General features: G+C 70.4%; 28 protein-coding genes. 21 read left to right on the top strand and 7 right to left on the bottom strand.

The window, feature by feature from the left end; genetic code table 11:
- Positions 1-73 precede the first annotated feature (73 nt).
- The 16 genes from AOM45_RS14315 to AOM45_RS14240 all read left to right on the top strand — a co-directional run bounded on the left by AOM45_RS14315 (position 74) and on the right by AOM45_RS14240 (position 13,545).
- On the top strand, positions 74-862 hold the full coding sequence (locus AOM45_RS14315; RefSeq protein ID WP_059362442.1) for an enoyl-CoA hydratase/isomerase family protein: 789 nt from the start codon (positions 74-76) through the stop codon (positions 860-862).
- A gap of 4 nt (positions 863-866) precedes the next feature.
- Entirely contained in the window at positions 867-1,106 is a 240-nt protein-coding gene (locus AOM45_RS14310) for a Zn-ribbon domain-containing OB-fold protein (RefSeq protein ID WP_035912605.1), read from the top strand.
- On the top strand, positions 1,103-2,236 hold the full coding sequence (locus AOM45_RS14305) for a thiolase family protein (protein WP_030471406.1): 1,134 nt from the start codon (positions 1,103-1,105) through the stop codon (positions 2,234-2,236). Before AOM45_RS14310 ends, AOM45_RS14305 begins: the two co-directional genes overlap by 4 nt.
- Positions 2,233-3,375 carry an acyl-CoA dehydrogenase family protein gene (locus AOM45_RS14300; RefSeq protein ID WP_030471405.1) on the top strand — a complete coding sequence of 381 codons (1,143 nt, stop codon included), beginning with the start codon at positions 2,233-2,235 and terminating at the stop codon, positions 3,373-3,375. Before AOM45_RS14305 ends, AOM45_RS14300 begins: the two co-directional genes overlap by 4 nt.
- Positions 3,372-4,280 (top strand): phosphotransferase family protein, encoded by a 909-nt coding sequence (locus AOM45_RS14295; protein WP_030471404.1) that lies wholly within the window; start codon positions 3,372-3,374, stop codon positions 4,278-4,280. The genes AOM45_RS14300 and AOM45_RS14295 overlap by 4 nt, the downstream gene beginning before the upstream one ends.
- 2 nt (positions 4,281-4,282) lie before the next feature.
- Positions 4,283-5,482 (top strand): acyl-CoA dehydrogenase family protein, encoded by a 1,200-nt coding sequence (locus tag AOM45_RS14290; protein ID WP_030471403.1) that lies wholly within the window; start codon positions 4,283-4,285, stop codon positions 5,480-5,482.
- Positions 5,482-6,252: an SDR family oxidoreductase gene (locus tag AOM45_RS14285; protein ID WP_030471402.1), complete on the top strand. Its 771-nt coding sequence runs from the start codon at positions 5,482-5,484 to the stop codon at positions 6,250-6,252. The genes AOM45_RS14290 and AOM45_RS14285 overlap by 1 nt, the downstream gene beginning before the upstream one ends.
- Positions 6,252-6,980 carry an SDR family NAD(P)-dependent oxidoreductase gene (locus tag AOM45_RS14280; RefSeq protein WP_030471401.1) on the top strand — a complete coding sequence of 243 codons (729 nt, stop codon included), beginning with the start codon at positions 6,252-6,254 and terminating at the stop codon, positions 6,978-6,980. Before AOM45_RS14285 ends, AOM45_RS14280 begins: the two co-directional genes overlap by 1 nt.
- Positions 6,981-7,195: 215 nt before the next feature.
- On the top strand, positions 7,196-7,966 hold the full coding sequence (locus tag AOM45_RS14275; RefSeq protein WP_030471400.1) for an enoyl-CoA hydratase/isomerase family protein: 771 nt from the start codon (positions 7,196-7,198) through the stop codon (positions 7,964-7,966).
- A 59-nt stretch (positions 7,967-8,025) separates the two neighbouring features.
- Entirely contained in the window at positions 8,026-8,652 is a 627-nt protein-coding gene (locus tag AOM45_RS14270) for a TetR/AcrR family transcriptional regulator (protein ID WP_030471399.1), read from the top strand.
- A 121-nt stretch (positions 8,653-8,773) separates the two neighbouring features.
- Positions 8,774-9,961, top strand: a complete 1,188-nt coding sequence (locus AOM45_RS14265; protein WP_030471398.1) for an ABC transporter substrate-binding protein — start codon at positions 8,774-8,776, stop codon at positions 9,959-9,961.
- Between the two features lie 30 nt (positions 9,962-9,991).
- Positions 9,992-10,357, top strand: a complete 366-nt coding sequence (locus AOM45_RS14260; protein WP_030471397.1) for a nuclear transport factor 2-like protein — start codon at positions 9,992-9,994, stop codon at positions 10,355-10,357.
- Positions 10,354-10,740: a hypothetical protein gene (locus tag AOM45_RS14255; RefSeq protein WP_030471396.1), complete on the top strand. Its 387-nt coding sequence runs from the start codon at positions 10,354-10,356 to the stop codon at positions 10,738-10,740. The genes AOM45_RS14260 and AOM45_RS14255 overlap by 4 nt, the downstream gene beginning before the upstream one ends.
- Positions 10,740-11,060, top strand: coding sequence for an EthD family reductase (locus tag AOM45_RS14250; protein WP_030471395.1), 321 nt, complete (start codon positions 10,740-10,742; stop codon positions 11,058-11,060). Before AOM45_RS14255 ends, AOM45_RS14250 begins: the two co-directional genes overlap by 1 nt.
- Positions 11,057-12,538, top strand: a complete 1,482-nt coding sequence (locus tag AOM45_RS14245) for a class I adenylate-forming enzyme family protein (protein WP_030471394.1) — start codon at positions 11,057-11,059, stop codon at positions 12,536-12,538. The genes AOM45_RS14250 and AOM45_RS14245 overlap by 4 nt, the downstream gene beginning before the upstream one ends.
- The gene (locus tag AOM45_RS14240; protein WP_030471393.1) at positions 12,535-13,545 is read left to right on the top strand and encodes an MBL fold metallo-hydrolase; all 1,011 of its coding nucleotides are present in this window, start codon (positions 12,535-12,537) and stop codon (positions 13,543-13,545) included. The genes AOM45_RS14245 and AOM45_RS14240 overlap by 4 nt, the downstream gene beginning before the upstream one ends.
- On the opposite strand, the gene AOM45_RS14235 is transcribed toward AOM45_RS14240, so the two are convergent.
- Genes AOM45_RS14235 through AOM45_RS14225 form a run of 3 tightly spaced genes read right to left on the bottom strand, consistent with a single transcriptional unit; the run spans position 13,542 to position 16,464 of the window.
- Positions 13,542-14,270 (bottom strand): SDR family NAD(P)-dependent oxidoreductase, encoded by a 729-nt coding sequence (locus tag AOM45_RS14235; RefSeq protein WP_030471392.1) that lies wholly within the window; start codon positions 14,268-14,270, stop codon positions 13,542-13,544. The two genes, AOM45_RS14240 and AOM45_RS14235, sit on opposite strands and share 4 nt — an antisense overlap.
- Before the next feature lie 8 nt (positions 14,271-14,278).
- Positions 14,279-15,277 (bottom strand): phosphotransferase family protein, encoded by a 999-nt coding sequence (locus tag AOM45_RS14230; RefSeq protein WP_030471391.1) that lies wholly within the window; start codon positions 15,275-15,277, stop codon positions 14,279-14,281.
- Complete coding sequence (locus AOM45_RS14225; protein WP_030471390.1) at positions 15,274-16,464, bottom strand: acyl-CoA dehydrogenase family protein; 1,191 nt, start codon at positions 16,462-16,464, stop codon at positions 15,274-15,276. The genes AOM45_RS14230 and AOM45_RS14225 overlap by 4 nt, the downstream gene beginning before the upstream one ends.
- Before the next feature lie 92 nt (positions 16,465-16,556).
- Here AOM45_RS14225 and AOM45_RS14220 point away from each other — a divergent pair, with 92 nt between their 5' ends.
- Both AOM45_RS14220 and AOM45_RS50865 read left to right on the top strand, forming a co-directional pair.
- Entirely contained in the window at positions 16,557-17,177 is a 621-nt protein-coding gene (locus tag AOM45_RS14220) for a TetR/AcrR family transcriptional regulator (protein ID WP_030471389.1), read from the top strand.
- Positions 17,178-17,381: 204 nt separating this feature from the next.
- Positions 17,382-17,633: a hypothetical protein gene (locus tag AOM45_RS50865; RefSeq protein ID WP_156094208.1), complete on the top strand. Its 252-nt coding sequence runs from the start codon at positions 17,382-17,384 to the stop codon at positions 17,631-17,633.
- A gap of 183 nt (positions 17,634-17,816) precedes the next feature.
- Here AOM45_RS50865 and AOM45_RS14215 read toward each other — a convergent pair whose 3' ends face one another.
- A complete protein-coding gene (locus AOM45_RS14215) occupies positions 17,817-18,788 on the bottom strand; it encodes a LysR family transcriptional regulator (RefSeq protein WP_174517900.1) in 972 nt (323 codons plus the stop codon).
- Positions 18,789-18,876: 88 nt separating this feature from the next.
- Between AOM45_RS14215 and AOM45_RS14210 the strand changes: the two genes are divergently transcribed.
- Genes AOM45_RS14210 through AOM45_RS14200 form a run of 3 tightly spaced genes read left to right on the top strand, consistent with a single transcriptional unit; the run spans position 18,877 to position 21,778 of the window.
- The gene (locus tag AOM45_RS14210) at positions 18,877-20,157 is read left to right on the top strand and encodes a CitMHS family transporter (RefSeq protein WP_030471387.1); all 1,281 of its coding nucleotides are present in this window, start codon (positions 18,877-18,879) and stop codon (positions 20,155-20,157) included.
- Positions 20,158-20,166: 9 nt separating this feature from the next.
- Entirely contained in the window at positions 20,167-21,453 is a 1,287-nt protein-coding gene (locus AOM45_RS14205) for an acyclic terpene utilization AtuA family protein (RefSeq protein ID WP_030471386.1), read from the top strand.
- Entirely contained in the window at positions 21,440-21,778 is a 339-nt protein-coding gene (locus AOM45_RS14200; RefSeq protein WP_030471385.1) for an AtuA-related protein, read from the top strand. The genes AOM45_RS14205 and AOM45_RS14200 overlap by 14 nt, the downstream gene beginning before the upstream one ends.
- On the opposite strand, the gene AOM45_RS14195 is transcribed toward AOM45_RS14200, so the two are convergent.
- From AOM45_RS14195 to AOM45_RS14185, 3 genes are all read right to left on the bottom strand, one after another.
- Positions 21,735-23,105 (bottom strand): alpha/beta hydrolase-fold protein, encoded by a 1,371-nt coding sequence (locus AOM45_RS14195; protein ID WP_030471384.1) that lies wholly within the window; start codon positions 23,103-23,105, stop codon positions 21,735-21,737. The two genes, AOM45_RS14200 and AOM45_RS14195, sit on opposite strands and share 44 nt — an antisense overlap.
- 456 nt (positions 23,106-23,561) lie before the next feature.
- A complete protein-coding gene (locus tag AOM45_RS14190) occupies positions 23,562-23,984 on the bottom strand; it encodes an ankyrin repeat domain-containing protein (protein ID WP_051784338.1) in 423 nt (140 codons plus the stop codon).
- Positions 23,981-26,242, bottom strand: coding sequence for a catalase (locus tag AOM45_RS14185; protein WP_030471382.1), 2,262 nt, complete (start codon positions 26,240-26,242; stop codon positions 23,981-23,983). The genes AOM45_RS14190 and AOM45_RS14185 overlap by 4 nt, the downstream gene beginning before the upstream one ends.
- Positions 26,243-26,416 lie beyond the last annotated feature (174 nt).

The following is a 26,416-nucleotide window of genomic DNA, read 5'->3' as shown; positions in this document are numbered from 1 at the left end:
ACCAACCCATTGACAGCGGGCGGTTCCCGCCCTTAGAACTTGAACTGAATCCAGTTCAGTTAGGAGAACCGAGATGGCCGTGGAAGACGAGATCCAGTTCGAGCGCGACGGGCACGTGGCCAGGGTGTGGCTGAACCGGCCGTGGAAGAAGAACTGCGTCACCGTGCCGATCCTGGAGCGGCTCGACGAGATCATCGCCGAGGTCGACAAGGACCCGGACCTGCGCGTGCTGGTGCTGCGCGGCCGTGGCGGCACGTTCTGCTCCGGGTTCGACCTGGACAGCCTGCAGGCCGAGTACATCGGCAGCTCGACGGCCATGGACGTCGCGGTCATCTCGGCCAAGGTCTGCGACCGGCTCTACTCGATGAACACCCCGTCGGTCGCCGTGCTGGAGGGCTACGTCACCGCGGGCGGCTTCGAGCTGATGATCTCCTGCGACTTCGCGATCGCGTCCGATGACGCCAGGATCGGCGACTTCCACATGCGCCGGGGGCTCTTCGGCGGCGCCGGCCCGATCTACCGGGTGCCGCGGATGATCGGCATCCGCAAGACGAAGGAGCTGATGCTGACCGGCAAGCTGCTGTCCGGCGTGGAGGCCGAGAACTTCGGCCTCATCAACAAGTCAGCTCCGGCGGAGGAGCTCGACGCCGCGGTGGACGAGTTCATCGGTCAGCTCACGGACAAGAGCCCGTTCCAGATGCGGATCACGAAGATGACCGTCGACCGCAGCCTGGACGCGGACACGCAGTCGTTGATGGTCATGGAGCACCTCGCGGTCGGCGTGACGCTGAACTCCGACGACGCCGCCGAGGGTGTGGCGGCGTTCCTGGAGAAGCGCGAGCCCAAGTGGACGGGGCGCTGATCAGATGACCGAGGGCACGTTGTGGACCTGGACGGTGCAGCGGTTCGCGCCGAAGTCACCCCCGTACGTCCTGCCGGAGGACGGCTTCCGGCCCTTCGCGGTCGGGTACGTGGAGCTCGACGGCGAGGGCGTCCGGGTGGCCGCGGTGCTCGACGTGCCGGATCTCGACGACGTCCGCATCGGGATGAGGTTGTCGGTGAAGGCATCGGGCGGCGTGCCGCGGGCCAGGCCGGTGTCGTCGTGACCGGGGTGCTGATCTGCGGCGCCGCCCGCACGTCGTTCGCCCGGTCCGAGCGGACCGGCAGGGAACACGCGGTCGCGGCGATCAACGCCGCGCTCGCCGACGCCGGGATGGAGTGGTCACGGGTGGGAGCGGCGTTCGGCGGCAGCGACGCCGCCGGGCTCGCCGACACCCTCGTCGCCGACCTCGGGCTCACCGGGCTGCCGTTCGTCAACGTCAAGAACGGTTGTGCCACCGGCGGAAGCGCGCTCGTCTCGGCGGTCAACGCGATCCGGAGCGGGATGGCGGACGTCGTCGTCGCCGTGGGGTTCGACAAGCACCCGCGAGGCGCGTTCGATCCACGGCCGGAGGACTGGGGCCTGGACGACGCCTACGGGCGTGACGGGCTCATGGTCACGACTCAGTTCTTCGGCATGAAGATCCAGCGCTACCTGCATGATCACGGCATCACGCCGCGAACGTTGGCACTGGTCGCGGAGAAGGCGTACCGCAACGGCAGCCTCACGCCGGAAGCGTGGCGGCGGAAGGAGGTCAGCGCGGACGAGGTCCTCGCCTCCGGTCTGGTCAACGACCCGCTGACCCGCTTCATGTTCTGTTCTCCGGGGGAGGGCGCGGCGGCGGTGGTCCTGTGCTCTTCCTCGGTCACCACCCGCGACCCGGTCACCCTGCGCTCGGCCGTCGTGCGCACGCGGCGGGCGGGCTCGTTCGAGGTGTTCAGCCCGCTGGTCGACGCGGGCCCGTTGACCAGTGTCAGCAGGGACGCCGCCGCGGCAGCGTTCGAGCAGGCCTCGCTCGGACCATCCGATGTGGACGTCGTGCAGCTGCAGGACACCGAGAGCGGCGCGGAGGTGATGCACCTGGCCGAGTGCGGGTTCTGCGACGACGGCGAGCAGGAGAAGCTGATCGCCGCGGGCGCCACCGAGATCGGCGGGACGCTGCCGGTCAACACCGACGGCGGCTGCATCGCCAACGGCGAGCCGATCGGCGCGTCCGGGCTGCGGCAGGTCTACGAGATCGTCCAGCAGCTGCGTGGCCGGGCCGGTGCACGGCAGGTGCCAGGGCACCCGCAGATCGGTTTCACCCACGTCTACGGCGCCCCCGGGGTCAGCGCGTGCACGGTGTTGAGCCGATGAGCTTCCGCGAAGAGGCCAGAGCCTGGCTGTCCACTGTGGCCGATCGGAAGCCGGAGGCGGCCTGGGGGAGTGGCGACGACTCGGTGGCCGTGTTCGAGAACTGGACCGAGGAAGAGGAACGCGAGCACACCGCGCGTCGTCAGGACTGGGAACGAATCCGGTTCGATGCGGGCTGGGGCGCGCTGTCTCCGTTCCACGAGCACCTGTACCGCACCGAGGAAGCGGCGTTCGACGTGCCCCGCCGGCCGGAGATCTTCCCGGTCACGCAGCAACTGGTCGCTCCGGCGATCGAGCTGTGGGGCACCGAGGAGCAGAAGGACCGCTGGCTGCGGCCGATGCGGCGGACCGACGAGCTGGCGTGCCAGCTGTTCTCCGAGACCGAGGCCGGTTCCGATCTCGCGGCCGTGCGGACCCGTGCCGTGCGCGACGGAGACAGGTGGATCCTCAACGGCCACAAGGTCTGGACGTCCGGCGCCACGGTGGCGACCTGGGGCGTCGCGGTCTGCCGGACCGATCCCGACGTGCCCAAACACGCCGGCATCACGGTGTTCCTGGTGCGGATGGACGCACCGGGGGTCACGGTCCGGCCGATCCGGCAGATGACCGGCGGAGCGAGCTTCAACGAGGTCTACCTCGACGACCTCGTCGTGCCGGACACGGATCGGCTCGGCCCGGTCGGGCAGGGCTGGCGGGTCACGCTGAGCGTGCTGGCCGCGGAACGGCTGGACTCCGGCTCGCTCGGCCTCGACAACGCCGACCGCGCGATCGAACTGGCCCGCCATCAGCCGTCGCTGACCGGCGTCGAACGGCAGCAGACCGCGGAACTGTTCGTGCGCACGCTCGTCCAGCGGCTGATCGGCCTGCGGGTCACGGCCACGCTCGCCGCGGGCCGCGCACCCGGCGCCGAGGCGTCGGTCGGGAAGCTCTACGCCACCGAGACGATGCGGCGGACCAGCGATCTCGTGCTGCGCCTGCTGGGGCCGAAGCTGGTCGCGGACACCGGTGAGTGGGGCACCTTCGCCTGGACCGAGCACCTGCTCGGCGCCCCCGGCTACAGCATCGCCGGTGGTTCCGACGAGATCCAGCGGACGATCCTGGCCGAGCGCGTGCTCGGCCTGCCGAAGGAGCCGTCCAGATGACGCTGTCCGAACGAGTGCGCGCACGACTCGGCACCGCCGGCGAGCTGGAAGTCCTGCCCGGCGGGCATTCCGGCCTCACCTACACCTTCAACGGCACCTGTGTCGTCAAGGCCGTGCCGCCTGGGCAGAAACCGCTCGGGCGCAACGACGTCCTGCGGCAGGCGCGGGTCCTGCGCGCACTGGAGGGCTCACCGGTGCCGGTGCCGGGTGTGCTCGCGGTCGACGAGGAGCCACCCGCGTGGTTCGCGATGGAGTTCGCCGACGGTGAGGCGATCGAGCCTGTCCTCGACGAGCACACACTCACCCCCGGACTCACGCGCGCCAGGATGATCGAGGCGGCGAAGGTGTTGCGGCGCCTGCACGACTCCGGTCCGGTCACGGAGGAACCCGTCGGAGTGGCGGGGGAGCTGGAGCGGTGGAGCCGGACGATGCACGCCGTTCCCGCCGAGTTGCGGCCAGGAGCCGACAAGTTGTTGCGGCTGCTCGGCGAAGACGTGCCACAGGACGGTCCACCGGTGCTGGTGCACGGCGACTTCCGGCTCGGCAACGTTCTGTTCGCAGGGACCAGGCCGACCGCGGTCGTCGACTGGGAGATCTGGAGCACCGGCGACCGGCGGGTCGACCTCGGCTGGTTCCTGCTCTTCGCCGACCCCCGCAACTTCCCCGAGCTCGGTCGTCCGGTGCCGGGTCTGCCGAGCGAGGACGAGCTGCTGGAGGCCTACGGCGTGGAGCTGTCGTCGATGGCGTGGTTCCGGGCGCTCGGGCGGATGAAGATGGCCGCGATCATGGGCCACAACCTGCGCCGTCACCGCGAGGGCCGTCACCACGACCCCGACCAGGAACGGCTGCCGCCGACGATCGCCGCGATGATCCGGTCCGCCGTGGACATTCTCACCAGGAGGTAGCCGTGGACTTCGCGTACCCCACCGAGCTGGTGGAGAGGGTTTCGTCATTCATGGACACTCACGTTTTGCCCGCTGAACCGGTGTACGACCGGCAGATCGCCGGGGCCGCGAACCCGCACGCGTTGCCGCCGATCATGGTGGAGCTGAAGGAGAAAGCCCGCGCCGAGGGCCTGTGGAACCTCTTCCTCGCCCATGGGGACTGGGGCGCCGGGCTGACCAACCTCGAGTACGCGCCGCTCGCCGAGCAGATGGGCCGCTCGATCATCGGCAACGAGGTGTTCAACTGCTCGGCCCCGGACACCGGGAACATGGAGCTGCTCGCCCTGTTCGGCACCCCGGAGCAGCAGGATCGCTGGCTGCGCCCGTTGCTGGACAGCCGGATCCGCTCCTGTTTCGCGATGACCGAGCCCGACGTCGCCAGCTCCGACGCCCGCAACATCCGCACCCGCATCACCCGCGACGGCGACGACTACGTCGTCAACGGCCGCAAGTGGTACACCTCCGGCATCCTCGACCCGGACTGCGAGCTCATCATCCTGATGGGGGTCAGCGACCCGGACGCGCCGACGTACCGCCAGCAGAGCATGGTGCTCATCCCGCGGGACACGCCTGGTGTCACGGTGCTGCGTGACTTGCCGATGTTCGGCTACACCGACCGCCTCGGCCACGGTGACGTGCTCTTCGAGGACGTCCGCGTGCCGGCCGTCAACCTCCTCGGTGGTGAGGGACAGGGGTTCGCCCTCGCCCAGGGACGGCTCGGACCTGGCCGCATGCACTACGCCATGCGCGCGGTCGGGTTCGCCGAACGGGCGTTGCGGCTGATGTGCGAGCGCGCGCTCTCCCGCGTCGCGTTCGGTGGCCCGCTGGCGGACCGGGGCGTGGTGCGCGAATGGATCGCCCGCAGCCGCATCGAGATCGAGCAGGTGCGCCTGCTGGTGCTCAAGTCGGCGTGGCTGATGGACACCATCGGCAACGCCGCCGCACGCATGGAAGTCGCCGCGATCAAGGTCGCCGCACTGGAAGTCGCCCACCGCGTGGTCGACCGCGCGGTGCAGGCACACGGCGCTGCGGGCGTGAGCGACGACACCGTGCTGGCCAGGCTGTTCTCGATCACCCGCGCGCTGCGCATCGCCGACGGGCCCGACGAGGTGCACCTGCGCACGGTCGCCCGCCATGAACTCGCCAAGTACGAGGAGAAGTGATGAAGGTTCTCGACGGCCGCGTAGCCGTCATCACCGGTGGCTCGCGCGGCATCGGCCTCGGCATCGCACGGGCGTTCCGTGCCGCGGGCGCGCACGTCGTGATCGCCGCCCGCAAGGAACAGGGACTCAAGGATGCCCGCGCCGAGCTGTTGCGCGGTGAAGGCACGGGCGACGTGCTCGACGTCGTCGCGAACGCGGGCGAGCCCGACCACGCCCAGCGGTGTGTCGCGGACACGATGCTCCACTTCGGACGATTGGACGTCCTGGTCAACAACGCGGCGACGAACCCGTACATGGGCGATCTGCTGGAACTGGACCTGCCGCGCGCGGAGAAGACCGTGCGGGTCAACCAGTACGGGATGATCGCCTGGAGCCGATCCGCCTGGCACGCCTGGATGTCCGAGCACGGCGGCACCATCGTGAACATCGCCTCGGTCGGCGGCCTGATCGTCGATCCGCAGATCGGCTACTACAACGCCACCAAGGCGGCCATGCTGCTGATGACCCGTCAACTCGCCTACGAGCTGGGTCCGAAGGTCCGGGTCAACGCGATCGCCCCCGGCGTGATCAAGACCGAACTGGCCCGCGCGGTCTGGGAGGCGCGCGAGCCGGTGCTCACCGCGAAGCTGCCCCTGCGCCGCCTCGGCACGGTGGAAGACGTCGCGAACGCAGCGGTGTTCCTCGCTTCGGAGGCGTCGTCGTGGATGACCGGCCAGGCCCTGGTGCTGGACGGCGGCGCGACCGCTCTCCCGATCGCGGTGGACTCCTGATGAGAGACCTGTTCTCGCTCGAGGGCAAGACGGCCGTGGTGACCGGTGCCTCGTCGGGCCTGGGCGCCCGCTTCGCGTCGGTGCTGGCCTCCGCGGGTGCCACCGTGTTCGCCGCTGCGCGCCGGGTCGACCGGCTGCGGGAGCTGGGTGTTGGCGTGGTGAGCTGCGACGTCTCGGTGGAGGCCGATCGCGTCCGGCTGGCGGAGACCGCGTTCGCCGAGACGGGCCGGTTCGACATCCTCGTCAACAACGCGGGCGTGCCGGGGGAGACGCAGGCGGCCGAGGAGACCGCGGACTCGTTCGCCTCGGTGCTCGCGGTGAACCTCGTGGCACCGTTCCACCTCGCTCAGCTGATGGCCTCGCGCGGCGGCACCAGCATCATCAACGTCGCGTCCATCCTCGGCCTGGTGTCGGCCGCACCGTTCGGCGGCGCGAGCTATGCCGCGTCGAAGGCGGGGCTCATCGGCCTCACCCGCGAGCTGGCCGGTCAGTGGGGCGGCGCCGGTGTCCGGGTGAACGCGCTGGCGCCCGGCTGGTTCCGCACGGAGATGACCGAGGACCTGTTCTCCGACGAGCGGTCCAGCCGCTGGGTGGACCGCAACACCATGCTGAAGCGGGGCGGCGAGGTGGGTGAGCTCGACGGTGCGCTGCTGTTCCTCGCCTCGGACGCGTCCTCGTACTGCACCGGCCAGGTCATGGTCGTCGACGGTGGTTGGACGGCGCGATGAGCGCCCCGGTAGTGGTGGTGTCGTGTGTGTGAGGTTTGCTGGCTGGTGGCTGGAATGTGCGATGAGTGCCCAGGTCCGTGGGCATGCCGCGCGCCCACGGCCTGTGAGTGGCCGGCGTGCGGTGGACCGGCGCCAGAGCTGAAGCAGCCGATGAGTGCCCAGACCCGTGGTGGTGCCGTTGAGCGGCGCCCCTGCCCGGACAGCCGGAGCGGACGATGACCGTCGAGACGGAAGTCCGGGACGGCGTCGCCCGGGTGCGGCTGACCCGCGACACGATCGGCCTGGCCACCGCACGTGGGCTGCTCGACGCGGCCCAGCGCGCACAGGCCGAGGACGTGCGGGCCGTGCTGCTCACCAGCGCGGCCAGGTCGTTCTGCGTCGGCGGGGACCTCAAGGAGTTCGCCGCCGTCACCGACCTCCGTGAGCACCTGATCCAGGTCACCACGGCCCTGCACGAGGCGCTGAGGATCCTCGCGGCGCTGGACGCACCGCTGGTCGCGGCGGTGCACGGCGCCGTGGCGGGGGCCGGACTGGGCCTCGTCGCCGCCGCCGACCTCGCGATCGCCGCGGACGACGCGACGTTCGTCGCCGCCTACACCGGGATCGGGTACTCGCCGGACGCGGGCGTCACCTGGTCGTTGCCCCGTCTCCTGGGGCCGAAGCGTGCGCTGGACCTGCTGCTGACCAACCGCAGAATGGACGCCGCCGAAGCGCTGTCCGCCGGGTTGCTGACGGCGGTCGTCCCGGCCGGACAGGCGGTTCCCGCGGCGACGGAGCTTTCCGCGCGACTGGCCGGGGGACCGTTCCCCGCCTTTGCCGCGACGAAACGCCTTGTCCGGCAAGGGATGTCGGCACCCTTCGGCGCGCAGCTGGACGATGAGGCCCGCGCGATCGCCGACGCGGCCGTGTCCGCGCACGGGCGTGAAGGTGTCGCGGCCTTCCTGAGCAAACGACCACCCCGGTACCCGGCGGACCACTGCCCGTGACTGTACCGAATTCAGGTTGGTACTACGCTCGGGCAAGAACACCGACGAGAGGGTAGGCCATGACGGGGGCAAGGCTCGTGGAGCCGGACGAGGGACCGCGGTCCAAGCGCGGCGCGATCCTGGCCGCGGCGATCGAGTACTTCGGCGAGACCGGGTACGAGACCACCAAGTGGTCGGCGGTCGCGAAGCAGGTCGGCATCGGGCAGACCGCGCTGTACCACTACTTCGAGTCGAAGGCCCACTGCCTGCTGACGATCATGCGGCTGGAGCTGCAGCGTTCGCGGGACGAGTTCGTCGAGGCGACCCGCGACGAGAAGGACCCGGTCGAGGCGTTGCGGGCCGCTGTGCGTGCGGCGTTCGCGGTGTCCGAGCACGAGATTCTGCAGATGCGCATCCTGCAGAACAACATGGTGCTGCTGGCCGGAACGCGGGCGTCCCAGCGCGAGGAGACCGAACGCCGCGCGGCTCGCGAGCTGGTGCAGCTCATCGAACGCGACTGGACGCGCCTGCTCACCCAGGGCATGTCGCAGGGCGCGTTCCCGGTGCGGGACGCCCACACCCTCGCGCTCGCGTTGCTCGGCCTGATCGTGAGCGTGTGGCGCTGGTACCGGCCGGGAGGCCCGACGCCGCTCGACGAGGTCCGTGACCTCATCGAGGGCTGCTGCGTCCGCATGGTCACGGAATAGCCGTACTGGCAAGGCTTTTCGCGCGTCGCTCCTGATTGGATAGTTTTCCGCGTCCCTTGTCTGCGCGGGGTGCCCCAGTTACAGTCAAACTGAACTGAACTCAGGTTGCTAGGAGCCAGCCATGCGCCTCCGCTCGACGCACGTCAGAGTTGCCAGCGTCGCCGCCACCCTGGTTCTCGCCCTCACCGCCTGTATGAGCGCGAACTCGGCCGGCACGAACAGTGAAGAGATCACCATCGGTGCCTGGTACCCGTTGACGGGTGCGGTGAGCGCCTCCGGTGTGCCACAGCGGGCCGGTGCCGACGCCTACTTCAAGATGATCAACGACCAGGGCGGCGTCAACGGCCGCAAGGTGAACTGGATCGTCAAGGACAACGCGTTCGACCCGCAGCAGACCGTGCAGATCGCGCGTGAGCTGATCGGCCAGCACAAGGTCGCGGCCATCGTCGCGGCGAACGGCACGTCGCAGGCAGAAGCCGCGTTCCCGTTCGTGCTGCAGCAGTCGAAGGTGCCGATCCTCAACGAGCTCGGCGGGCTCGACTCCTGGTACACGCCGCCGCGCGCCAACCTGTTCGGCACGCAGACGCTGTACGAGGACCAGGCCGCGGCGCTCGGTGAGTGGGTGGCCAAGGACGGCAGGAAGAACGTGGTGGTCGTCCACAGCGACCCGGCCGCGTTCGTCAAGGTCGCGCAGGCGGCCGAGAGCGTGGCCAAGAAGTCCGACCCGTCGATGAGCACCAGCCTGTTCCCGGTCAAGTTCCAGTCCACGGACTACAGCCCGGTCATCAGCCAGCTCAAGGCGAAGTCGCCGGACGCGGTCGTCCTCATCCTCGCCTCGCCCGAGGCGGCGGCGTTCCTGAAGGAGGCCGAGCTGCAGGGCCTCACGGCACAGACGTACGGCTACGCCCCGGTGGCCGCGGAGTCGACCCTCACCCTGGCCGGAGCCGCGGCGGAGGGTGCCCGCGCGGTGCAGTTCGTCAAGTCCCCCAACGACTCCGACGCCGCCGTGCAGGAGTTCCGGGACGCCATGACCAAGTACGAGCCGGGTCAGCCCGCGGACTTCATCGCCCTGTGGGGATGGACCGCAGCCAAGGTGTTCTGCCAGATCGCCAAGACCGTCCAGGGTCCGGTCACCTCCGAGTCGCTCGCGAAGGCCTACGAACAGGCGAAGAACGTCGACCCCGGCGTGGCGCCCGTGATGAGCTTCGGCCCCGACAAGCACATGGGTACGCGCGACGTGCAGAAGGTGGTCGTCAAGGACGGCAAGTGGATCTCGGAGGGGACGTTCTACACCCCGCCCACACGCTGAACACCGCCCACCGCTCAAAGGAGAGTGACCGTGGCGTTGCGCGAGTATCTGGCCAGTATGGACAGTCAGGACCCGAACCGGGCCCTGGAGCTGATGGAGCCGGACCTGCGGTTCCTGATCGCCCTGCCGGGCCGCGAGGTCGCCGGTGAGTCCAAAGAGGACTTCGCGGCCTACATCTCCGGACGCAACGCCGTGGCACGCGTCCACGAGGTGCTCCGCTGCTGTGCCGACGGCGACACCGAGATGGTGTACGGCGTCGTCACCGAGTCCGGCGCGGTGGTGGGCGCGTTCCACTCCGCGGCGGTCGTGTCGCCACGTGGGCTGATCGCGCGGTACCAGTCGTTCTTCAGCACCTCGTTCGCGCTCATCGACCGGCAGGCGGAGGTGCACCCGTGAACGGTGAGGCGCCCTTCCTGACGGCCTGGTTCGAGATCATGGACAGCGACACGCCGTCGCGGATCCTCGATCTGATCGACGACGACTTCTCCTTCTCGATCCTGTTCTCGACGGACACCGGCGCGACCGACTTCGCGGGCGGCAGGGCCGAGATGGAGGGCTACCTCGCCCAGCGCGAGAAAGGCACGCTCACCCACCACCGGCTCGCGGCGGGCAGCACCGGACGGGACGAGTTCTTCCTCGGCGAGGTCCGCCGCGCGGGGGAATCGGTCGCGAACTTCGTCGCGGCGGGTCAGATCACCGCGGCCGGACGCCTGGAACGACTGCTCATCGGCCGTTCGCCCGGCGTGCGGTTCGCGTCCCAGAACGAAGGAGGCCGGTGATGTACAACCTGATCCTGCTCGCCGCGAGGCCGCCGGACTGGACCCACGACCAGTTCATCACCTGGTGGCGAACGGACCACGCCGAGCTGACCTGCCGGCTGCCGGGCCTGCGGTCGTGGCGGCACACCGAGATCGAGGCCGCGTTCGAGCCGCGGTCGGAGGGCTGGGACGGCATGTCCGTGCTCGGCTTCGACAGTGAGGACGACCTGCGCAAGGCGCTGACCAGTCCCGAATGGGCCGAGGCGGTGGCACAGGTCGGGGACATGCGCGGCAGGCGGGTCGCCGTCATGGGCACCGAGCGGGAGATGTTCGCGGGATGAGGGAGGTGGTGCTGGACTTCGCCAAACGCGCCGAGCAGGCGGACTTCGTCGCCGTCGTCGACGACGCGGGCGAGCACACGGCGCGACACCTGCTGAGCCGCGCGGAGGAGCTCGCCGACGCGATCGGCCATCGCGGCACCCTGCTGATCCAGGCCGACAACTCGTGGAGGACCGTCGTCGCGGCGCTGGCCGTCGGCCTGACCGACGGTGTCCTCGCGGTGGTGAACCGCCACACGACGCGCGCCGAGTTCGCGGCGGCGTTCGACGACATCCGGCCGGACGTCGTCGTGGCCGAACCGTCCGCGCTGGACGACTGGGATGTCCCGGCCCTGCTGTCAGGAGACGCCGCGACCGTGCTCGACGGCTGGACCGCACTGCGCGGAGTGGAGCGTGGAGGCACGGACCGCTGGAACGGCGGCGTGTTCATCGGTCTCACGTCCGGCTCGACCGGCCGCGCCAAGGGGGTCGTGCAGCGCGAGGAGGCGTTGAACTACGCCTGCGCCTGCACGATCGCGATCAACCGGCTCGCACCGGGTGACGCCGTCGCCGCGATCGTGCCGCTGTCCTCGACGGCCGCGTTCTGCTTCGGCGTCTACTGCTCGTTGCTGCTGTGCGGCCCGCTGGTGCTGACCGCGAAGTGGGACCCGCCCGCAGTGGTGCGACGGCTGACCGAGACGGGTGCGCGGTGGACGATGTGCGTACCGACCATGGCACTGCAGCTCGCCGCCGCGGCCGAGCCGCGGGCGCTGCGCGGGGTCCGCTCGATCACGGTCGGCGGCGGGCCGATGGACCGCGCCGCATTGGCCCGCGCCGAGGCCGCGCTGGGCACGAGGATCCTCCGGGTCTTCGGCATGTCGGAGTGCCTCGGTCACACCTCGCCGTTGCCCGACGAGCCGGAGGAGGTCCGGCTGGGCCACGACGGCAGGCCGTTCCCCGGCACGGAGGTGCGTGCCGTGTCACCGGAAGGTGCGGTGCTCGCACCCGGCGAGATCGGGCGGGCGCAGGTGCGCGGCCCGTCGCTGTTCCTCGGCTACGCGCGGGGCGGCCGGGTGGAACCCCCGGAGTTGACCGGCGACGGGTTCTTCCCGACCGGTGACCTCGTCATGTCCGATGTGGACGGACTGGTCACGATCATGGGGCGGGAGAAGGACGTCATCATCCGCGGCGGCCGCAACATCGACATCACCGAGATCGAACGCGCGATCGCAGGCTACGAGCGGCTGGACCACTCCTGTGTGGTGCCGGTACGCGACGACGTGCTGGGGGAGCGGGTGGCGCTGCTCGCCGTCCCCCGCGACGGCGGCCGGGTCGAGCTGGACGAGATCACCGGGTTCCTGCGCGACGCCGGGCTGTCCAAGACGAAGTGGCCGGAGTTCGTGTACGTGGTCGAGGCGTTGCCGCAGACCAGGGTCGGCAAGCTCGATCGCGTCCGCGCGCGTGAGCTGGCCGACGGGCTGCGCGCAGGGGAGCTCCCGTGAGCCTCGACCGCGGCCGGTGGGCGACGGGCGGCACGGAGACCGTCGCACCGGGCGTGCACCGGGTTCCGTTGCCGCTGCCGAACGACGGCCTGCACGCGGTCAACGTCTACGTGTTGGAGCAGGACGACGGTCTCGTGCTGATCGACGGTGGCTGGACGTTGCCCGAGTCCGTGGCCGTGCTGAAGGACGCGCTGGCCGGGCTCGGTCACGGGCTCGACGAGATCACCGACGTGTTCGTCACCCACGTCCACCGCGACCACTACACGCAGGCCGTCGACCTGCGTCGGCGCGTCGGCGCGCGCGTGCACCTCGGCGCGGGGGAGGAGCGCGGGCTGAGGATGCTCGCGGAACTGCGCACCGACGTCCCGGTCAGCTCGCTGGCGACGTTGCGCAGGGGCGGGGCAGGAGAGCTGGCCGGGCGGCTCGCCGACGGCTACGGCGAGTTCGACCCGTCCGGCTGGGAGCCGCCGGACCGGTGGCTGGAGGCGGGCGTGCTGTCGCTGGGGTTGCGGGTCGTGCCCACGCCGGGGCACACGCGGGGGCACGTGGTGTTCCTGGACGAGACACGTGGTGTGCTGTTCTCCGGTGATCACGTGCTGCCGCACATCACGCCGTCCATCGGGTTCGAACTCGGCGCCCCCGACCTGCCGCTCGGCGACTACCTCGACTCGCTGCGGCTGATGACGACGTTCCCGGACACCCGGCTGTTCCCCGCGCACGGGCCGGTCTCGGCCAGTACGCACACGCGAGTCGAGGAACTGCTGGCCCACCACGACGAGCGGCTCGCCGCGACCGAGGACGCCTTGGGCGCCGGAGTGCGTGAGGGCCACGCGGTCGCTTCCCGGTTGCGCTGGACCCGCCGCTCGATCGCGTTCGACGACATGAACGACTTCAACCGCATGCTCGCGGTCAACGAGACGGTGGCGCACCTGGACGTCCTCGTGGCGCGGGGCCGGGCCACGGTGTCCGAAGTGGACGGTGTGGCCCGGTTCCGGCTGAGTCGCTAGCGCGCCGTCCAGCCGCCGTCGACGTAGAGCTCGGATCCGGTCACGAAGCTCGCGTCGTCCGACGCCAGGAACACCACGGCGCCTGGGACCTCGTCGGTCCGCCCGAGCCTGCCCAGCGGCGTCCCGTCGACCATGGCCGTGTACCGGCTGGTCCCGTGCCACAGCTCACGTGACCGCGGAGTCTCGATGAACCCGGGATGCACCGAGTTGACCCGGACGCCCCGCTTTCCCCAGTGCAGCGCGGCGTTCTTCGTCATGAGCCGGACGGCGCCCTTCGCCGCGTGGTAGGAGAAGTGCGTGCCGAACCCGCCGACGGTGCCGAAGATCGACGCGATGTTGACGATCGAGCCACCGCCGGCGCGTTCGATGGCCGGGCCGGCGTGCTTCATGCCGAGCCACACGCCGCGCTGGCTGACCGCGATGACCTTCTCCCAGGTCTCCAACGTCTCCGTCTCGACCGTCCACGCCTCACCGATGCCCGCGTTGTTCACCAGCACGTCGACCCTGCCCACCTCTGCCACGACGCTCTGCCAGGCGACCTCGGACGTGACGTCGAGCGCGAGGCCGATCGCGTCCGGCAGCTCGGCGGCGAGGGCCTCGCACCGCTCGGCGTCCACGTCGGTGACCACGACCCTGGCGCCTTCCGCGGCGAGCCGGCGGCTGATCGCCTCACCGATGCCTCCCGTGGCGCCGGTGACCAGCGAGACTTTTCCGGACAGTCGCATGGATCCTCCTAGGCGAGCAGGTCGAGACCCGTGGCGAGCAGGTCGGGCACGGCCGAGCCGACGGTGCCGAAGCCGGTGCCGACGGTCCGTCCGGCGAGATGTCGGGCGTGGATGCCCTCGGCGATGACGGCGAGCTTGAAACACGCCAGCGCGCGGTGGAACCGGATCCCGGTCAGGTCCCGGCCGGACCGCCGGGCGTACCGCTCGGCGAGGTCGTCGGCGGGCGGAAAACCCTTGTTGTCGCTGGGGACGTGCCGGACGCCCAGCGCCGGCGTCACGATCGGGTCCCAGTAGAGGAGCAGCAGGCCGAGATCAGTGAGCGGATCGCCGAGCGCCGCCATCTCCCAGTCGACGATCGCCGCGATCCGGCCGGGATCGCCGGGAGCGAGGATCGTGTTGTCCCAGCGGTAGTCGCCGTGCACGAGTGCGGCACCGCTCTGCTCCGGCAGCGCCTTGACGAGCCGGGCGTGCAGGTCCTCCACCGCGGTGGAGTCACGGGTGGCGACCCGGTCCCACTGCCCGCGCCAGCGAGTCACCTGCCTTCCGAGAAACCCGTGGGGACGGCCGAAATCGCCGAGCCCGACCTCCACGGGGTCGACCGCGTGCAGCGTGACCAGCTCGTCGACGAGCGCCTCGGCACACCGGCGGGCGTCCTCTGTGGACAAAGTGGTGCCGTCGCGCACCACCAGTCCGTCCACGTGCTCGACGACGGTGAACGGCACGCCGATCACGTCCCGGTCGGTGCAGGAGACCACGGTGCGCGGGACCGGGACGTCCGTGGGGCCGAGCGCGGCCATGACGCGGTACTCGCGCCCGACGTCGTGCGCCGTGGGCGTGAGCGGTCCCAGGGGCGGGCGGCGCAGCACCCAGCGGCGGGTCCTGTCGGTCACGGCGTAGGTCAGGTTGGACCGGCCGCCGTGCAGGAGCTCGATCCGGACGGGACCGCTGCCGACCTCCCGTGTGAAGAACCGTTGCACGGCCGCGGTGTCGAGTCCGGCGACGGTCATCGCACGGCGGCCCTGGCCTTCGAGGCGCGCCGGGCGATCGCCCACCGGTGCGTCTCGGACGGGCCGTCGTAGATGCGGAACGGCCGGACCTCCCGGTACAGCCGGGAGAGCGGGGCGTCCGCGGAGATCCCCAGCGCGCCGCAGATCTGCACCGCCCGGTCGACTACGCGGTGCACGGCCTCGGCGACGAACGTCTTGGCGATGGACGTCTGCTGCGCACCCGTGCGGCCCTGGTCGAGCTCCCAGCACGCCTGCCACAGCAGTGCCCGCGCCGCCGCGATGTCGATCTCCGAGTCGGCGATGAGTTGCTGGACCATGCCGAGCTGGTCGAGCGGCTTGCCGAAGGCGGATCGCGTGGCGGCGCGGTCGAGTGCGATTTCCTGTGCCCGCACCGCGATGCCGAGCCACCGCATGCAGTGCGTGAGCCGGGCGGGCCCGAGCCGCACCTGGGCGTAGTCGAAACCGCGATCCGGTTCGCCGAGCACCGCGTCGTCGGAGACCTCGCAGCCGTCGAAGAGCACCTCGCTGTGCCCGCCGAACAGGCCTTCGTCGAGGGTCCTGATGTTGCGGACGATCTTCATGCCCGGGTTGTCCGCGCCAACCAGGAACATCGTCGCTCCGCCTGCGTCGCCGGGCGCGCCGCTGGTGCGTGCCATGCAGATCGTGAACGCCGCACCGTCGGCCCCGCTGATGAACCACTTGCGGCCGTCGATCCGCCACCCACCGGGAATCCGGGTCGCGGTGGTGGTGAGCGCCCTGGGATCTGACCCGGCGCCCGTCGGCTCGGTCATCGCGAAGCACGACCGCACGTCGCCCGCGGCCAGTGGTGCGAGATACCGCTCCTGCTGCGCTTCGGTGGCCACCTTCTCCAGCAGGTGCATGTTGCCCTCGTCCGGCGCGGCGATGTTCAGCGCCAGCGGCCCCAGCAGCGAGTACCCGGCCGCCTCGAACACGACCGCCTGGCCGCGCAGGTCGAGCCCGAGCCCACCCCACCGCGGCGACACGTGAGGGCTGAACACCCCGGCGTCGCGCGCCGCCTGCTGGAGTCGTCGCCGCAAGGGCTCCGGCCCGTCGTGCAGCACGCCGTCGCACGCCTGTTCTTCCGCGACGACGACGTCCCGGACGAACTCCGTCACCCGTGCCGCTGTCTGCGCGGCCCGTTCGTCGGCTTCGAACTCGATCGGCACCCGGCCTCCTCGGCTAACAGTCATTAGCCATAACAGTCCTCAGCTCTGGCTCTGTCAAGACAGCAGAGGCTAATGTCCGCTAGCCTGTCGGCATGAAGGTGGAGCGACAGCATCGACCAGGTGGCGTGCCGGGTGCGTTGCCCGGCGACCGTGCCGCCGCGATCCGCGTCGCGGCGCTGCGGCTGTTCGCCACCCAGGGCTACCGTGCGACGACGATGGCCGACATCGGCGCCGCGGTAGGCATCCGCGGCCCCAGCATCTACAAACACGTGTCGGGCAAGCAGGTGCTGCTCGCCGAGATCATGCTGGGTACGATGGACGCCCTGATCGCCGCACACGCCGAAGCCACCGCCAGTGCGGTCAGCGTGGGTGACCAGCTCCGCCGCGCAGTGGAGGCGCACGTCCGCTACCACGCCCGCCACCAGCTCGAGGCGTTCGTGGGCAACCGCGAGATCGCCAGCCTCGACCAGCCGGACCGCGACCGCGTCCTGCGCCGCCGCAGCACCTACGAGCGCGGCTTCCGCAAGCTCATCGAACGCGGGGTCAGCGAAGGCGCGTTCGACGTCCGCTCGGCGCGCCTCGCCTCGTACTCGATCCTCGACATGGGCATGGGCGTCGCGAACTGGTTCCACGACGGCGGCGAGTTCTCGGTGGACCAGCTGGCCTACCAGTACGGCGACCTCGCCCTGCGGGTGGTTGGTTGCCAGGCCTGATCACGCACCACCGACGGCCTCGCGCCCCGCGCGGCGCCCCTGCCGCACCAGGCAGGCGGCTGATCGTCCCGTGCACCGGACACACCGGAGATCGCCGGGCACGGAGCTACCAGCCTGGTGTCAGGGTGTTCGATTCCGCCTGTTTCGTGCTGGCCGCGACGCCGGCATTATCATGGCCAGCACGCCGAGGATCAGCCCTGGTTCTTGAGCAGCGAGCTCAGGTCGCCGCTGTCGGAAGCCGGCTCGCCGTCGGTGATCGCTGTCCACGAGCACGTCCGCGACGAACTCGGGCAGACCAGCGCCGAGCAGGACGTCGCGCTGCTGCTGGGCGGGCACGTCCTGGTAGGAGACCGGTTTGCCGGAGATCCGACCGACGGCTTCGACCAGCTCGGCGTAGCTCCAGGCCTCGTCGGCCGGCGAGCTCGTAGACCTTGTCCTCGTGGCCGGTGCCGGTGAGCAACTCGACCGCGGCGGCGGCGTAGTCGGCGCGCGGCACGTCCCCGACCTTGCCCGCGCGACAGCAGTACGACGAGGCGCGCCGGTCGTGCGCCTGATCCGGCCCCGAGATCGGCGCGAACCGCTGCCCCGTGGCCCAGCCCGATTTGCCGGTGGATTCCGGAGCAGGACTCCAGCCTCACATCACTTCGAGGACGGCCGGCCGGGCGCCCCCGGCCGTTGCGGCAGCCACGTGCTTTCCGGCGGTAGCGGAAGGTGTTGGCGGCCTGCGTCGGTGATCGCGGTGCGGAACGCGGCGGCGGCCGGCGACAGCGGTCGGTGGGGGACGCGGACGATGGCGATGCGGCGCTCGGTGCGTGGTGTGCCGAGCGGCCGGTGCAACAGTCCGGCGAACTGCGTCAGCGGCAGCACCAGGCCGGGCACGGCCGACACGCCCAGGCCCGCCGCGACGAGGCCGGCCACGGCGCTGATGTTGCGTGCCTCGATCGCGTTTCTCGGACGGGAGCCGGAATCGGCGAACGCTCGGTCGAGGTGCTGACGGATGCTGGTCGTGCGGTCGAACGCGATGAACGCCTCGCCGGCGAGATCCGCCCAGGCCACCTCGTCGAGTCGCGCGAAGGCGTGGCCCGCCGGGAAGACGCAGCAGAACCGATCGGTGGCCACTGGGGTGACTTCGAGGTCGTCCGTGGGCTCGGCCACCGCGGACACGACGGTGACCGCGAAGTCGACGACACCCGTGCGCACCAGGTCGAGCACCTCGGTCGCCAGAGCGTCCTCAATGGACAGTTCGACGTCCCGGCGTGCCCGCTGGTACGTGGACACGATGGAGGGCAACAGGATCGCGGCGAGTGACGGCAGCGCGGCCACGCGGACCCGTCCGCGCCGACCGTCCAGGAAACCCTCGAAGTGCCGGAGGTTCGCGTCGAACGTCGCGAGCGTCGAGCGTGCGATCGCGACGAACTCGCGTCCCTCCGCGGTCGGCTCCAGCCGGCGTGTGGTGCGTTCGAACAACGCGACGCCGAGTTTGCGTTCGACCTCCAGCACGCAACGGCTCAGTGACGACTGCGCGAGGAGAAGCCCTTCCGCGGCCGCGGTGAAGCTCCCGGCGTCGTGCACGGCGACGACCACGCGAAGCTGCTGGACGGTCAGATCCATGCGCACAGCACATCAATCTATCGAAATCCGATGCTTGAAGGCGATAGCGCATTCGCCGCAAGGTTGGGGCACTCGAAGGAGGTCGACGATGCTCGCCGCGGGTGGCTTCATCACGATTGCCGTGTTCCTGGTTGCGGTGCTGTCCCGGCGGGTGTCGGTGCTCATCGCGCTGACCGCACTGCCGATCCTGGCCGCGCTGCTGACCGGGTTCGGCGGCAGGCTGGGCACGCTGATCGGCGACGGGCTGATCAAGGTGGCCCCGGTCGCCGTCATGATCACGTTCGCGGTCCTCTACTTCAGCCTGATGGTCGACGTCGGCCTGTTCGACCCCGCGGTGAGGCGAGTGTTGCGGTGGGCGAAAGGGGATCCGCTCAAGATCACGGTCGGCACGGCGGTGCTGACCCTGCTCGTCGCGCTCGACGGGGACGGCGCCTCGACGTTCCTGATCACCGTCTCGGCGCTGCTGCCGATCTACCGCAGGCTGGGCATGCGCCCGCTGGTGCTGGCCGGGGTGATCTGCCTCGGGGCGGGCGTGATGAACATGGTGCCGTGGGGCGGCCCGACCGCGCGGGCCATGGCCGCGCTCAAGCTTGACAGCTCCGAGGTGTTCGTGCCGGCCCTTCCCGCGATGGCCGCCGGCATCGTGTGGGTGCTCGTCGCCGCGTTCCTCATCGGACGGACCGAGCGCAAGCGGCTCGGGGTGGTGGACATCGACGACGACGCGGAGCCACCCGAGCGCACCCGGCTGGAGAGCTTCCGCTTCTGGTTCAACGTGGTGCTCACGCTCGCGCTGGTCGTGGTGCTCCTCGGGCAGTTGGTGAAGCTCGAAGTGGCCTTCGTGATCGCCTTCGTGGTCGCGGTGATCGTGAACCGGCCGGCGTGGGCTCAGCAGCAGGAGTTGTTCGCCAAGCACGGCGGCAACGTCGTGCTGGTCACAGCAATGATCTTCGCGGCGGGCGTGTTCACCGGCATCCTCACCGGTACCGGGATGATCCCCGCGATGGCGCGCAGCCTGGCCGCCGTCATCCCGGACGGCGCCGGCGGGCTGCTGCCGGTCGCGGTCGCCGTCACGAGCATGCCGCTGAGCCTGGTCTTCACGCCGGACGCGTACTACTTCGGCGTGCTGCCGGTGCTCGCGGAGACGTCGTCCGCCTTCGGCGGCAGCGCGGCCGAGATCGGCACGGCTGCGATCCTCGGGCAGATGACGACCGGCTTCCCACTGAGCCCGCTGACCGCGTCCACCTTCATCCTCGTCGGCATGAGCGGCGTGGATCTGGGCGCACACCAGCGGTTCATCTTCAAACGGGCGTTCGGCACGACGATCGTGATGACCGTCGTGGCCCTGCTCACCGGCGCGATCTCGTTCTAGGGGAACCAGATGCAGACGACCAGGATCGGCTGTGGCGCAGGGTTCGCCGGTGACCGGATCGAGCCGGCGGAGGACCTGCTGCGCCGCGCCGGACTCGCCGACCTCGTGCTGGAGTGCCTCGGCGAGCGCACGATCGCGCTGGCCCAGCAGCGCAGACTCACCGACCCGGGCGGCGGGTACGACCACCGGCTGCCCGCCCGGTTCGAACGACTGCTGCCGCTGGCGGTCGAGCACGGCGTGCGAGTGCTGACGAACATGGGCGCGGCGAACCCGCTCGCTGCGGGCCGGGTGACCAGGGCCCTGCTGGACCGGATCGGGGCACGCGTCGCGGTCGCCGTCGTGACGGGGGACGACGTGCTCGGCGAGGTCGACCTGGACGCACCCGCCTGGGAGAACGGCATCCCGTTGCGCGAGCACGGCGAGATCGTCTCGGCGAACGCCTACCTCGGCGCGGACGCGATCCTTCCGGCACTGGACGCGGGCGCGGACGTGATCATCACCGGCCGGGTCGCCGATCCGTCGCTGTTCCTCGCCCCGCTCGCGCACCGGCTCGGCTGGGACCTCGGCGACATCGCGACGACCGCGGCCGGCACCCTCGTCGGGCACCTGCTGGAGTGCGCGGGCCAGCTCACCGGTGGTTACTTCGCTGATCCCGGTCACCAGGACGTGCCTGATCTGGCCAACCTCGGTTTCCCGTTGGCCGACGTGGCCGCGGACGGGACCGCGGAACTGGGCAAGCTGCCCGGCACCGGTGGTCTGCTGTCCCGCGCGACCGTGCGGGAGCAGTTGCTGTACGAGATCACCGATCCGGCCGCGTACCGAACACCCGACGTCGTGCTCGACGTGCGTGCGGTGACCGTCGACGAGCACTCACGAGGGGTGCGCGTCGCGGGCGCTCGTGGGATGCCGCGGCCCGACCGGCTCAAGGTCAGCGTCGGATACCGGGCCGGGAAGAAGGTCGAGGCCGAGATCTCCTACGTCGGCCCGAACGCCGCCGCACGGGCGGCGCTGGCCGGTGAGATCGTCACCACCCGGTTGAACGGCCTGCCGTTGCGGGCCGAGGTGCTCGGCGGCGAAACGGACTGCAGGTTGCGCGTGGCCGCGATCAACCGCGACGACGCGGTGCTCGAAGCGATCGGTGACGAGGTCGAGTCGTTGTACACCAACGGTCCCGCCGGCGGCGGTGGGGTGCGCGTGCACATCGGCGAGGTGCTCGGGATCGCGTCAACCCTCATCCCGCGGGAACTGGTGCGTCCCGTGGTCACCCTGGTGGAGACCGCCGATGTTGCTCCATGACCTCGCCCACTGCCGCGCCGGTGACAAGGGAAATGTGGCCACCCTGTCCGTTTTCCCCTACGACGAACGGCTTTTTCCGCTGTTGCTGCGTGAGGTCACCGCCGAGCGGGTCCGCGAGCATCTCGCGGAGTTCGTCGCCGGCCCCGTGGTGCGCTACGAGCTGCCGAACCTGGCGGCCCTGCACTTCGTGTGCCACCAGGTCATCGACGGCGGCGTGACGACCTCGCTGGCACTGGACACGCACGGGAAGTCGCTGAGCTCCAGGCTGTTGTCGCTGCCCGTCAACGCCGCCGGGGACGTGACTGGGCGAACAGCCACTCGATGATCACGTCGTTCTCGTAGGTCTGGGCCCACGAGAAGTGGGGGTTCACCGCCGTCGTCCCTGCCGAGTAGCTCGTGAACATGACGTGGCTGCCGGTCGCTTGTGCCGTGCGCAGCAGTTCCCGTGACCGTGCCTCGAACTCCGCCTTCGGCAGGTTGTTGGCCCACTCGCCGCGAGTCACCTTCGCGCCGGCCGCCTCCAGCGCGTTCATCAGCGTCCAGGTGCCTGGCTTGCCGAACCGGCCCTCGCGATACGGCACGGTCGGGTCGTCCACCGAGTGATCGGCCCACAGCGGGACGTCGACCATCCGTTCCATTGTGGACTGATCGCCCCAGCCCGCGGTCGCGACGGCCGCGGCGAACTTGCCGGGGTACCGCGGCAAGAGGCTGAACACACCACGGCCGCCCGAGGACAGGCCGACGACGTAGATCCGCTCGGTGTCGACCGGGTACCGGGCCGTGACCGTGTCGATGAGCTCGACGGTGGCCCGCTGCACGCGAGGGTCGGTCCAGTCCGTGCCGTCGGGTCCCTCCATCGGGCGCGGCAACGGGATCTGCGGCGAGAGCACGAACGCCGGGTGCCTGCGCCGCCGTCCGGGCGTGGCGAACGTGACCGCAATCCGGTTGGCGGTCAGCTGGGTCATGTTGTTGTCGGCGACCTCGCCGCCGCCGTGCAGCGTGACGACCAGTGGGTACCGGGTGTTCCGCAGGAGGTCCACCGGCTGGCAAAGCCGGTAGTCCAGTTCGAAACCGGCGGAGTCGACGAACGAGCCCGCGGTGAAGTCGTCGACCACGGGGTTGCGCACGCCGTCGTTGCGGACCGCAAGAGGGCTCGCGGGAAGAACAACGTCACCCGCGGGGTTCGTCAGGTCCGCCACCTGCCGGACCGCGTAGGCGCGGTCGAGCGGATACGGGTCGGTCCCGGCGGCGGAGGCGTTGACGTCGCTCGCGGCGAGTTCGATGATCAGATGATTGCCCGGCCGGCCGTGGTCGGTCACTTCGGCAGCGGTGTTCGAGTAGACCCTGGTCACGGTCCGCGGCGCGGTCTGCCGCTGCACGGTGGCGGTGACCTTGAACGCGCTCAGGGGGATCGTGCCGCCGCGCAGGTCGACGGGGTTCGCGTACCGGATGGCCACCGCGGTGACGCGCCAGCCGCCGCTCGGCGTCACGGTCGTGATGAGGTCGGCGCGCACGACCGGGTTGAGTCCGGACGCCGTCAGCCGCGGTGTTGCCGCGGCCGACGCCGTCACGGTGCTCATGGTGCTCACGGCCGGGGCAGCGGCCACGCCGGCGGCCAGAGCGAGCGCGGTGCGCCTGGAAATTCCTCTCATGGGCCCTCGTCTCGTCGTTGAGCTGCGGCGTGGCCTTGAGTTTGCTGCCGGAATCTGCGCGTGGTCCAACAGCAATGTCCGATGCATTGATGCTTGGCGCGCATTTGTCGCGGTCGGGTGCGGCGGTCCGCGGTGAACCTCCAGTGCGCGTGCCGCCGGGCAGCACAACACCTGTCGGTACCGGCGAAATTCACCCGCGCTGTTCGATGTGCTGGAGCAGGTGCCACATCAGGAGGGGGCGACGGGTCTCCAGCGTGAGGTCTCGCGCTTCTCACGGTGGGAACACCGTCACCGATAGGCGGTCGACATGGGCTCGACACCCCGCAGGGGGACGGCAAGTCGGCGGTGAACTTCACCCGCGACCGGCGCCGCCAGCCCGCGGAGTAGCCCCGCCACCACTGGCAATCACGCGAACCGCTCGGGGCAGCGGAACACCGCCGCCCCGAGCGCCGATTCTCAGCCGTGACCGCTGCCCGCCCGCGGAGCAACCGGCGCCTCCAGCAGCGCCAGCATCTCCGGCAGGCCGAAGAACCGCGCCACGTCCAGCGCCGACCGAGCCCCGAGCGCCGGGTCCGCACCCGCGTCGAGCAGCAACCGGACGGACCGCTCGGAACGGCGGAACACCGCCGCCCCGAGCGCTGTCTGCCCGCGGTCGTTGACCCGCCCGGTGGCCGCGCCGCGCTCCAGCAACGCGGCGACGGTGTCCGGGTGGTCGTGGTAGGCCGCGAGGATCAGCAACGTGTCGCCCGCGCTGTTGGTGAGGTTCACCGGCACGCCCGCGTCGACCGCCTCGGCCAGCTTCGCGGTGCCGCCGGAGCGGGCCAGGTCGAACATCCAGCGCAGGAACGTCAGCTCCTCCTCGGTGAGTGCGCCCGTCATGCGATCGTCGCGGGGAAGCGGTCCCACACCCGGTGGGCGCCGAGCAGGGTCATGAGCTCCGTGAACACCTTCGTCGCGTCGTCCATGGTCACGATCCCGGGAGCGCCGGCGATCCCAGCGGCGTCGAGGGCCAGGCGGCCGTTGCCCCACGCGCCGATCGCCTTGGCGTGGCGGTAGCACTCCTCGACCATCAGCAGGACGCGCGGGTCGATCGCCTCACCGGGCGCGCCCGCCTTCGCGTCCCTGGCCGGCGTCGCGTCCGGGCCAGGCGGCGGGGAGCCCGCGAGCAGCAGGGCGTCGAACTCGATCGAGCGCGCGGTGAGGAACGTGCGCTGGGCGACGAGACCGGAGTCGCCGATCGGGCCGCCGGTCGGGGCGATCAGCAACGGCACCATGCCACCGGCGAGGATGGTCTCGCGCACGGTCCGCACACCGTCCAGCGAGGCCGGGTCGACCACGATGCCGATCAGGCGGCCGTCGGTCGGCCAGGTCTGCCCGACCTGGGACAGCGCCGAGCTGGGCATGACCTTCTTCGGCCGCACGGTGGCGGCGGGCGCGGGCAGGCCGAGGCCGCGGGCGACCTCAGCGCACAGCACCGGGTCGACGTTGGCCAGCACCCGCAGCTGCCGTTCCTTGATCGCCTGCTCGTAGCACTTGCCGAGCTCGAAGGTGAACGCGCGCACCAGGTGTTCCTTCTCGACCGGCGAGAGGCTCAGCCAGAACAGCCGCGGCTGCGTGTAGTGGTCTGCGAACGACGCGGGCGACTGCCGCACCTTCACCGACTTCGCCACCGGCTGCGCCACCTCGACGAACGGCCGGTCCGAAGGCCCTGCGGTGAACGGGTTGCCGCCGTCCAGCGTGTTCGGCCGGTACGGCGCGACGCCCGCGTGCACCGCGTGCTGGTGGTACCCGTCGCGGAGCATGTCGTTGACCGGAACGTGCGGGCGGTTGATCGGGATCTGGTTGAAGTTCGGCCCGGCGAGCCTGGTGAGCTGCGTGTCCAGGTAGGAGAACAGCCGGGCCTGGAAGAGCGGGTCGTCCGTGACGTCGATGCCGGGCACCAGGTTGCCGAGGTGGAACGCCACTTGCTCGGTCTCGGCGAAGAAGTTCGTGGTGTTGCGGTTCAGCGTCAGCATCCCGACCGGCTGCACCGGCGCGAGCTCCTCCGGCACGATCTTCGTCGAGTCGAGCAGGTCGATGCCCTCGAACGTCTGCCGCGGCGTGTCGGGGAAGACCTGCAGGCCGAGCTCCCACTGCGGGTACGCGCCGGACTCGATGGCGTCGGCGAGGTCGCGGCGGTGGAAGTCGGGGTCGAAGCCGTTGATCATCTGCGCCTCCTCCCACACCAGGGAGTGCACGCCCAGCTTCGGCTTCCAGTGGAACTTCGCGAGCGCGGTCTCACCGTCCGCGTTGACCAGCCGGAACGTGTGGACGCCGAATCCCTCCATCGTCCGGTAGGAGCGCGGGACACCGCGGTCGGACATGTTCCACATGACGTGGTGGGTCGCTTCGGTGTGGGTCGACACGAAGTCCCAGAACGTGTCGTGCGCGCTCTGCGCCTGCGGGATCTCCCGGTCCGGGTGCGGCTTGCCCGCGTGGATGATGTCCGGGAACTTGATCCCGTCCTGGATGAAGAAGACCGGGATGTTGTTGCCCACCAGGTCGAAGTTGCCCTCCTGCGTGTAGAACTTCGTCGCGAACCCGCGGGTGTCGCGCACGGTGTCCGCTGATCCGCGCGAGCCCAGCACAGTCGAAAACCGCACGAACACCGGTGTCTCGACGCCGTCACCCAGGAACGCGGCCCTGCAGACGTTCGCGGCCGTGCCGTAGCCCACGAACACGCCGTGCGCGCCGTAGCCGCGTGCGTGCACAACGCGCTCCGGGATGCGCTCGTGATCGAAGTGCATGACCTTCTCGCGCAGGTGGTGATCTTGCAGCAACGTCGGGCCGCGGTCACCGGCCTTCAGCGAGTGGTCGGTGTCGTACAGCCGGGCTCCGGCCGTGGTCGTGAGGAACTCACCCTGCTGGGCCTTGGTGGTCTGCGGCGCACCGGTCGGCGCGCCCGTCGGCGACACCGTCTGCGGTCCGGTCTGGTCGGACTTGGGCGGCAACGGGCCGCGCGGCTCTGTCGGCTCCTCGAGCGATGGCGGCTCGCTGTTCGGGACACCCGGAATCGGCGGGTTCACCATCTCGGTGACCTTGTCCACCGCCTTCTCGAGTGCCGCCTTCACGAGCTTGCCGGGCTTGCGGTTGGCCACTGCTTCCTCCTCGGAGCGACGACTTCAGTCAGGCAGTACCCGCGCTTCAGCCATCTATGCGATCCAAACGGGTTCAGCACCGGCGGGTCATGAACGCGCATGTGGTGACGGTCAACGATGTTCTTGGGAGCGATCACTGGTAGGTGCCCATCTCTGGACTGACCCACGCCGTCC

Source organism: Lentzea aerocolonigenes, assembly GCF_000974445.1.
GTDB classification, from domain to species: Bacteria; Actinomycetota; Actinomycetes; order Mycobacteriales; family Pseudonocardiaceae; genus Lentzea; species Lentzea aerocolonigenes.
The sequence above is the reverse complement of the archived record's forward strand: the minus strand, read 5'-3'. Positions and strand labels throughout refer to the sequence as shown.

What these genes read in the sequence shown, in the direction of transcription:
- AOM45_RS14315 (WP_059362442.1), top strand. Translation starts at nt 74, where the DNA reads ATGGCCGTGGAAGACGAGATCCAGTTCGAGCGCGACGGGCACGTGGCC.
- AOM45_RS14310 (WP_035912605.1), top strand. Translation starts at nt 867, where the DNA reads ATGACCGAGGGCACGTTGTGGACCTGGACGGTGCAGCGGTTCGCGCCG.
- AOM45_RS14300 (WP_030471405.1), top strand. Translation starts at nt 2,233, where the DNA reads ATGAGCTTCCGCGAAGAGGCCAGAGCCTGGCTGTCCACTGTGGCCGAT.
- AOM45_RS14295 (WP_030471404.1), top strand. Translation starts at nt 3,372, where the DNA reads ATGACGCTGTCCGAACGAGTGCGCGCACGACTCGGCACCGCCGGCGAG.
- AOM45_RS14285 (WP_030471402.1), top strand. Translation starts at nt 5,482, where the DNA reads ATGAAGGTTCTCGACGGCCGCGTAGCCGTCATCACCGGTGGCTCGCGC.
- AOM45_RS14280 (WP_030471401.1), top strand. Translation starts at nt 6,252, where the DNA reads ATGAGAGACCTGTTCTCGCTCGAGGGCAAGACGGCCGTGGTGACCGGT.
- AOM45_RS14275 (WP_030471400.1), top strand. Translation starts at nt 7,196, where the DNA reads ATGACCGTCGAGACGGAAGTCCGGGACGGCGTCGCCCGGGTGCGGCTG.
- AOM45_RS14270 (WP_030471399.1), top strand. Translation starts at nt 8,026, where the DNA reads ATGACGGGGGCAAGGCTCGTGGAGCCGGACGAGGGACCGCGGTCCAAG.
- AOM45_RS14265 (WP_030471398.1), top strand. Translation starts at nt 8,774, where the DNA reads ATGCGCCTCCGCTCGACGCACGTCAGAGTTGCCAGCGTCGCCGCCACC.
- AOM45_RS14250 (WP_030471395.1), top strand. Translation starts at nt 10,740, where the DNA reads ATGTACAACCTGATCCTGCTCGCCGCGAGGCCGCCGGACTGGACCCAC.
- AOM45_RS14245 (WP_030471394.1), top strand. Translation starts at nt 11,057, where the DNA reads ATGAGGGAGGTGGTGCTGGACTTCGCCAAACGCGCCGAGCAGGCGGAC.
- AOM45_RS14235 (WP_030471392.1), bottom strand. Translation starts at nt 14,270, where the DNA reads ATGCGACTGTCCGGAAAAGTCTCGCTGGTCACCGGCGCCACGGGAGGC.
- AOM45_RS14230 (WP_030471391.1), bottom strand. Translation starts at nt 15,277, where the DNA reads ATGACCGTCGCCGGACTCGACACCGCGGCCGTGCAACGGTTCTTCACA.
- AOM45_RS14220 (WP_030471389.1), top strand. Translation starts at nt 16,557, where the DNA reads ATGAAGGTGGAGCGACAGCATCGACCAGGTGGCGTGCCGGGTGCGTTG.
- AOM45_RS14215 (WP_174517900.1), bottom strand. Translation starts at nt 18,788, where the DNA reads ATGGATCTGACCGTCCAGCAGCTTCGCGTGGTCGTCGCCGTGCACGAC.
- AOM45_RS14210 (WP_030471387.1), top strand. Translation starts at nt 18,877, where the DNA reads ATGCTCGCCGCGGGTGGCTTCATCACGATTGCCGTGTTCCTGGTTGCG.
- AOM45_RS14205 (WP_030471386.1), top strand. Translation starts at nt 20,167, where the DNA reads ATGCAGACGACCAGGATCGGCTGTGGCGCAGGGTTCGCCGGTGACCGG.
- AOM45_RS14200 (WP_030471385.1), top strand. Translation starts at nt 21,440, where the DNA reads ATGTTGCTCCATGACCTCGCCCACTGCCGCGCCGGTGACAAGGGAAAT.
- AOM45_RS14195 (WP_030471384.1), bottom strand. Translation starts at nt 23,105, where the DNA reads ATGAGAGGAATTTCCAGGCGCACCGCGCTCGCTCTGGCCGCCGGCGTG.
- AOM45_RS14190 (WP_051784338.1), bottom strand. Translation starts at nt 23,984, where the DNA reads ATGACGGGCGCACTCACCGAGGAGGAGCTGACGTTCCTGCGCTGGATG.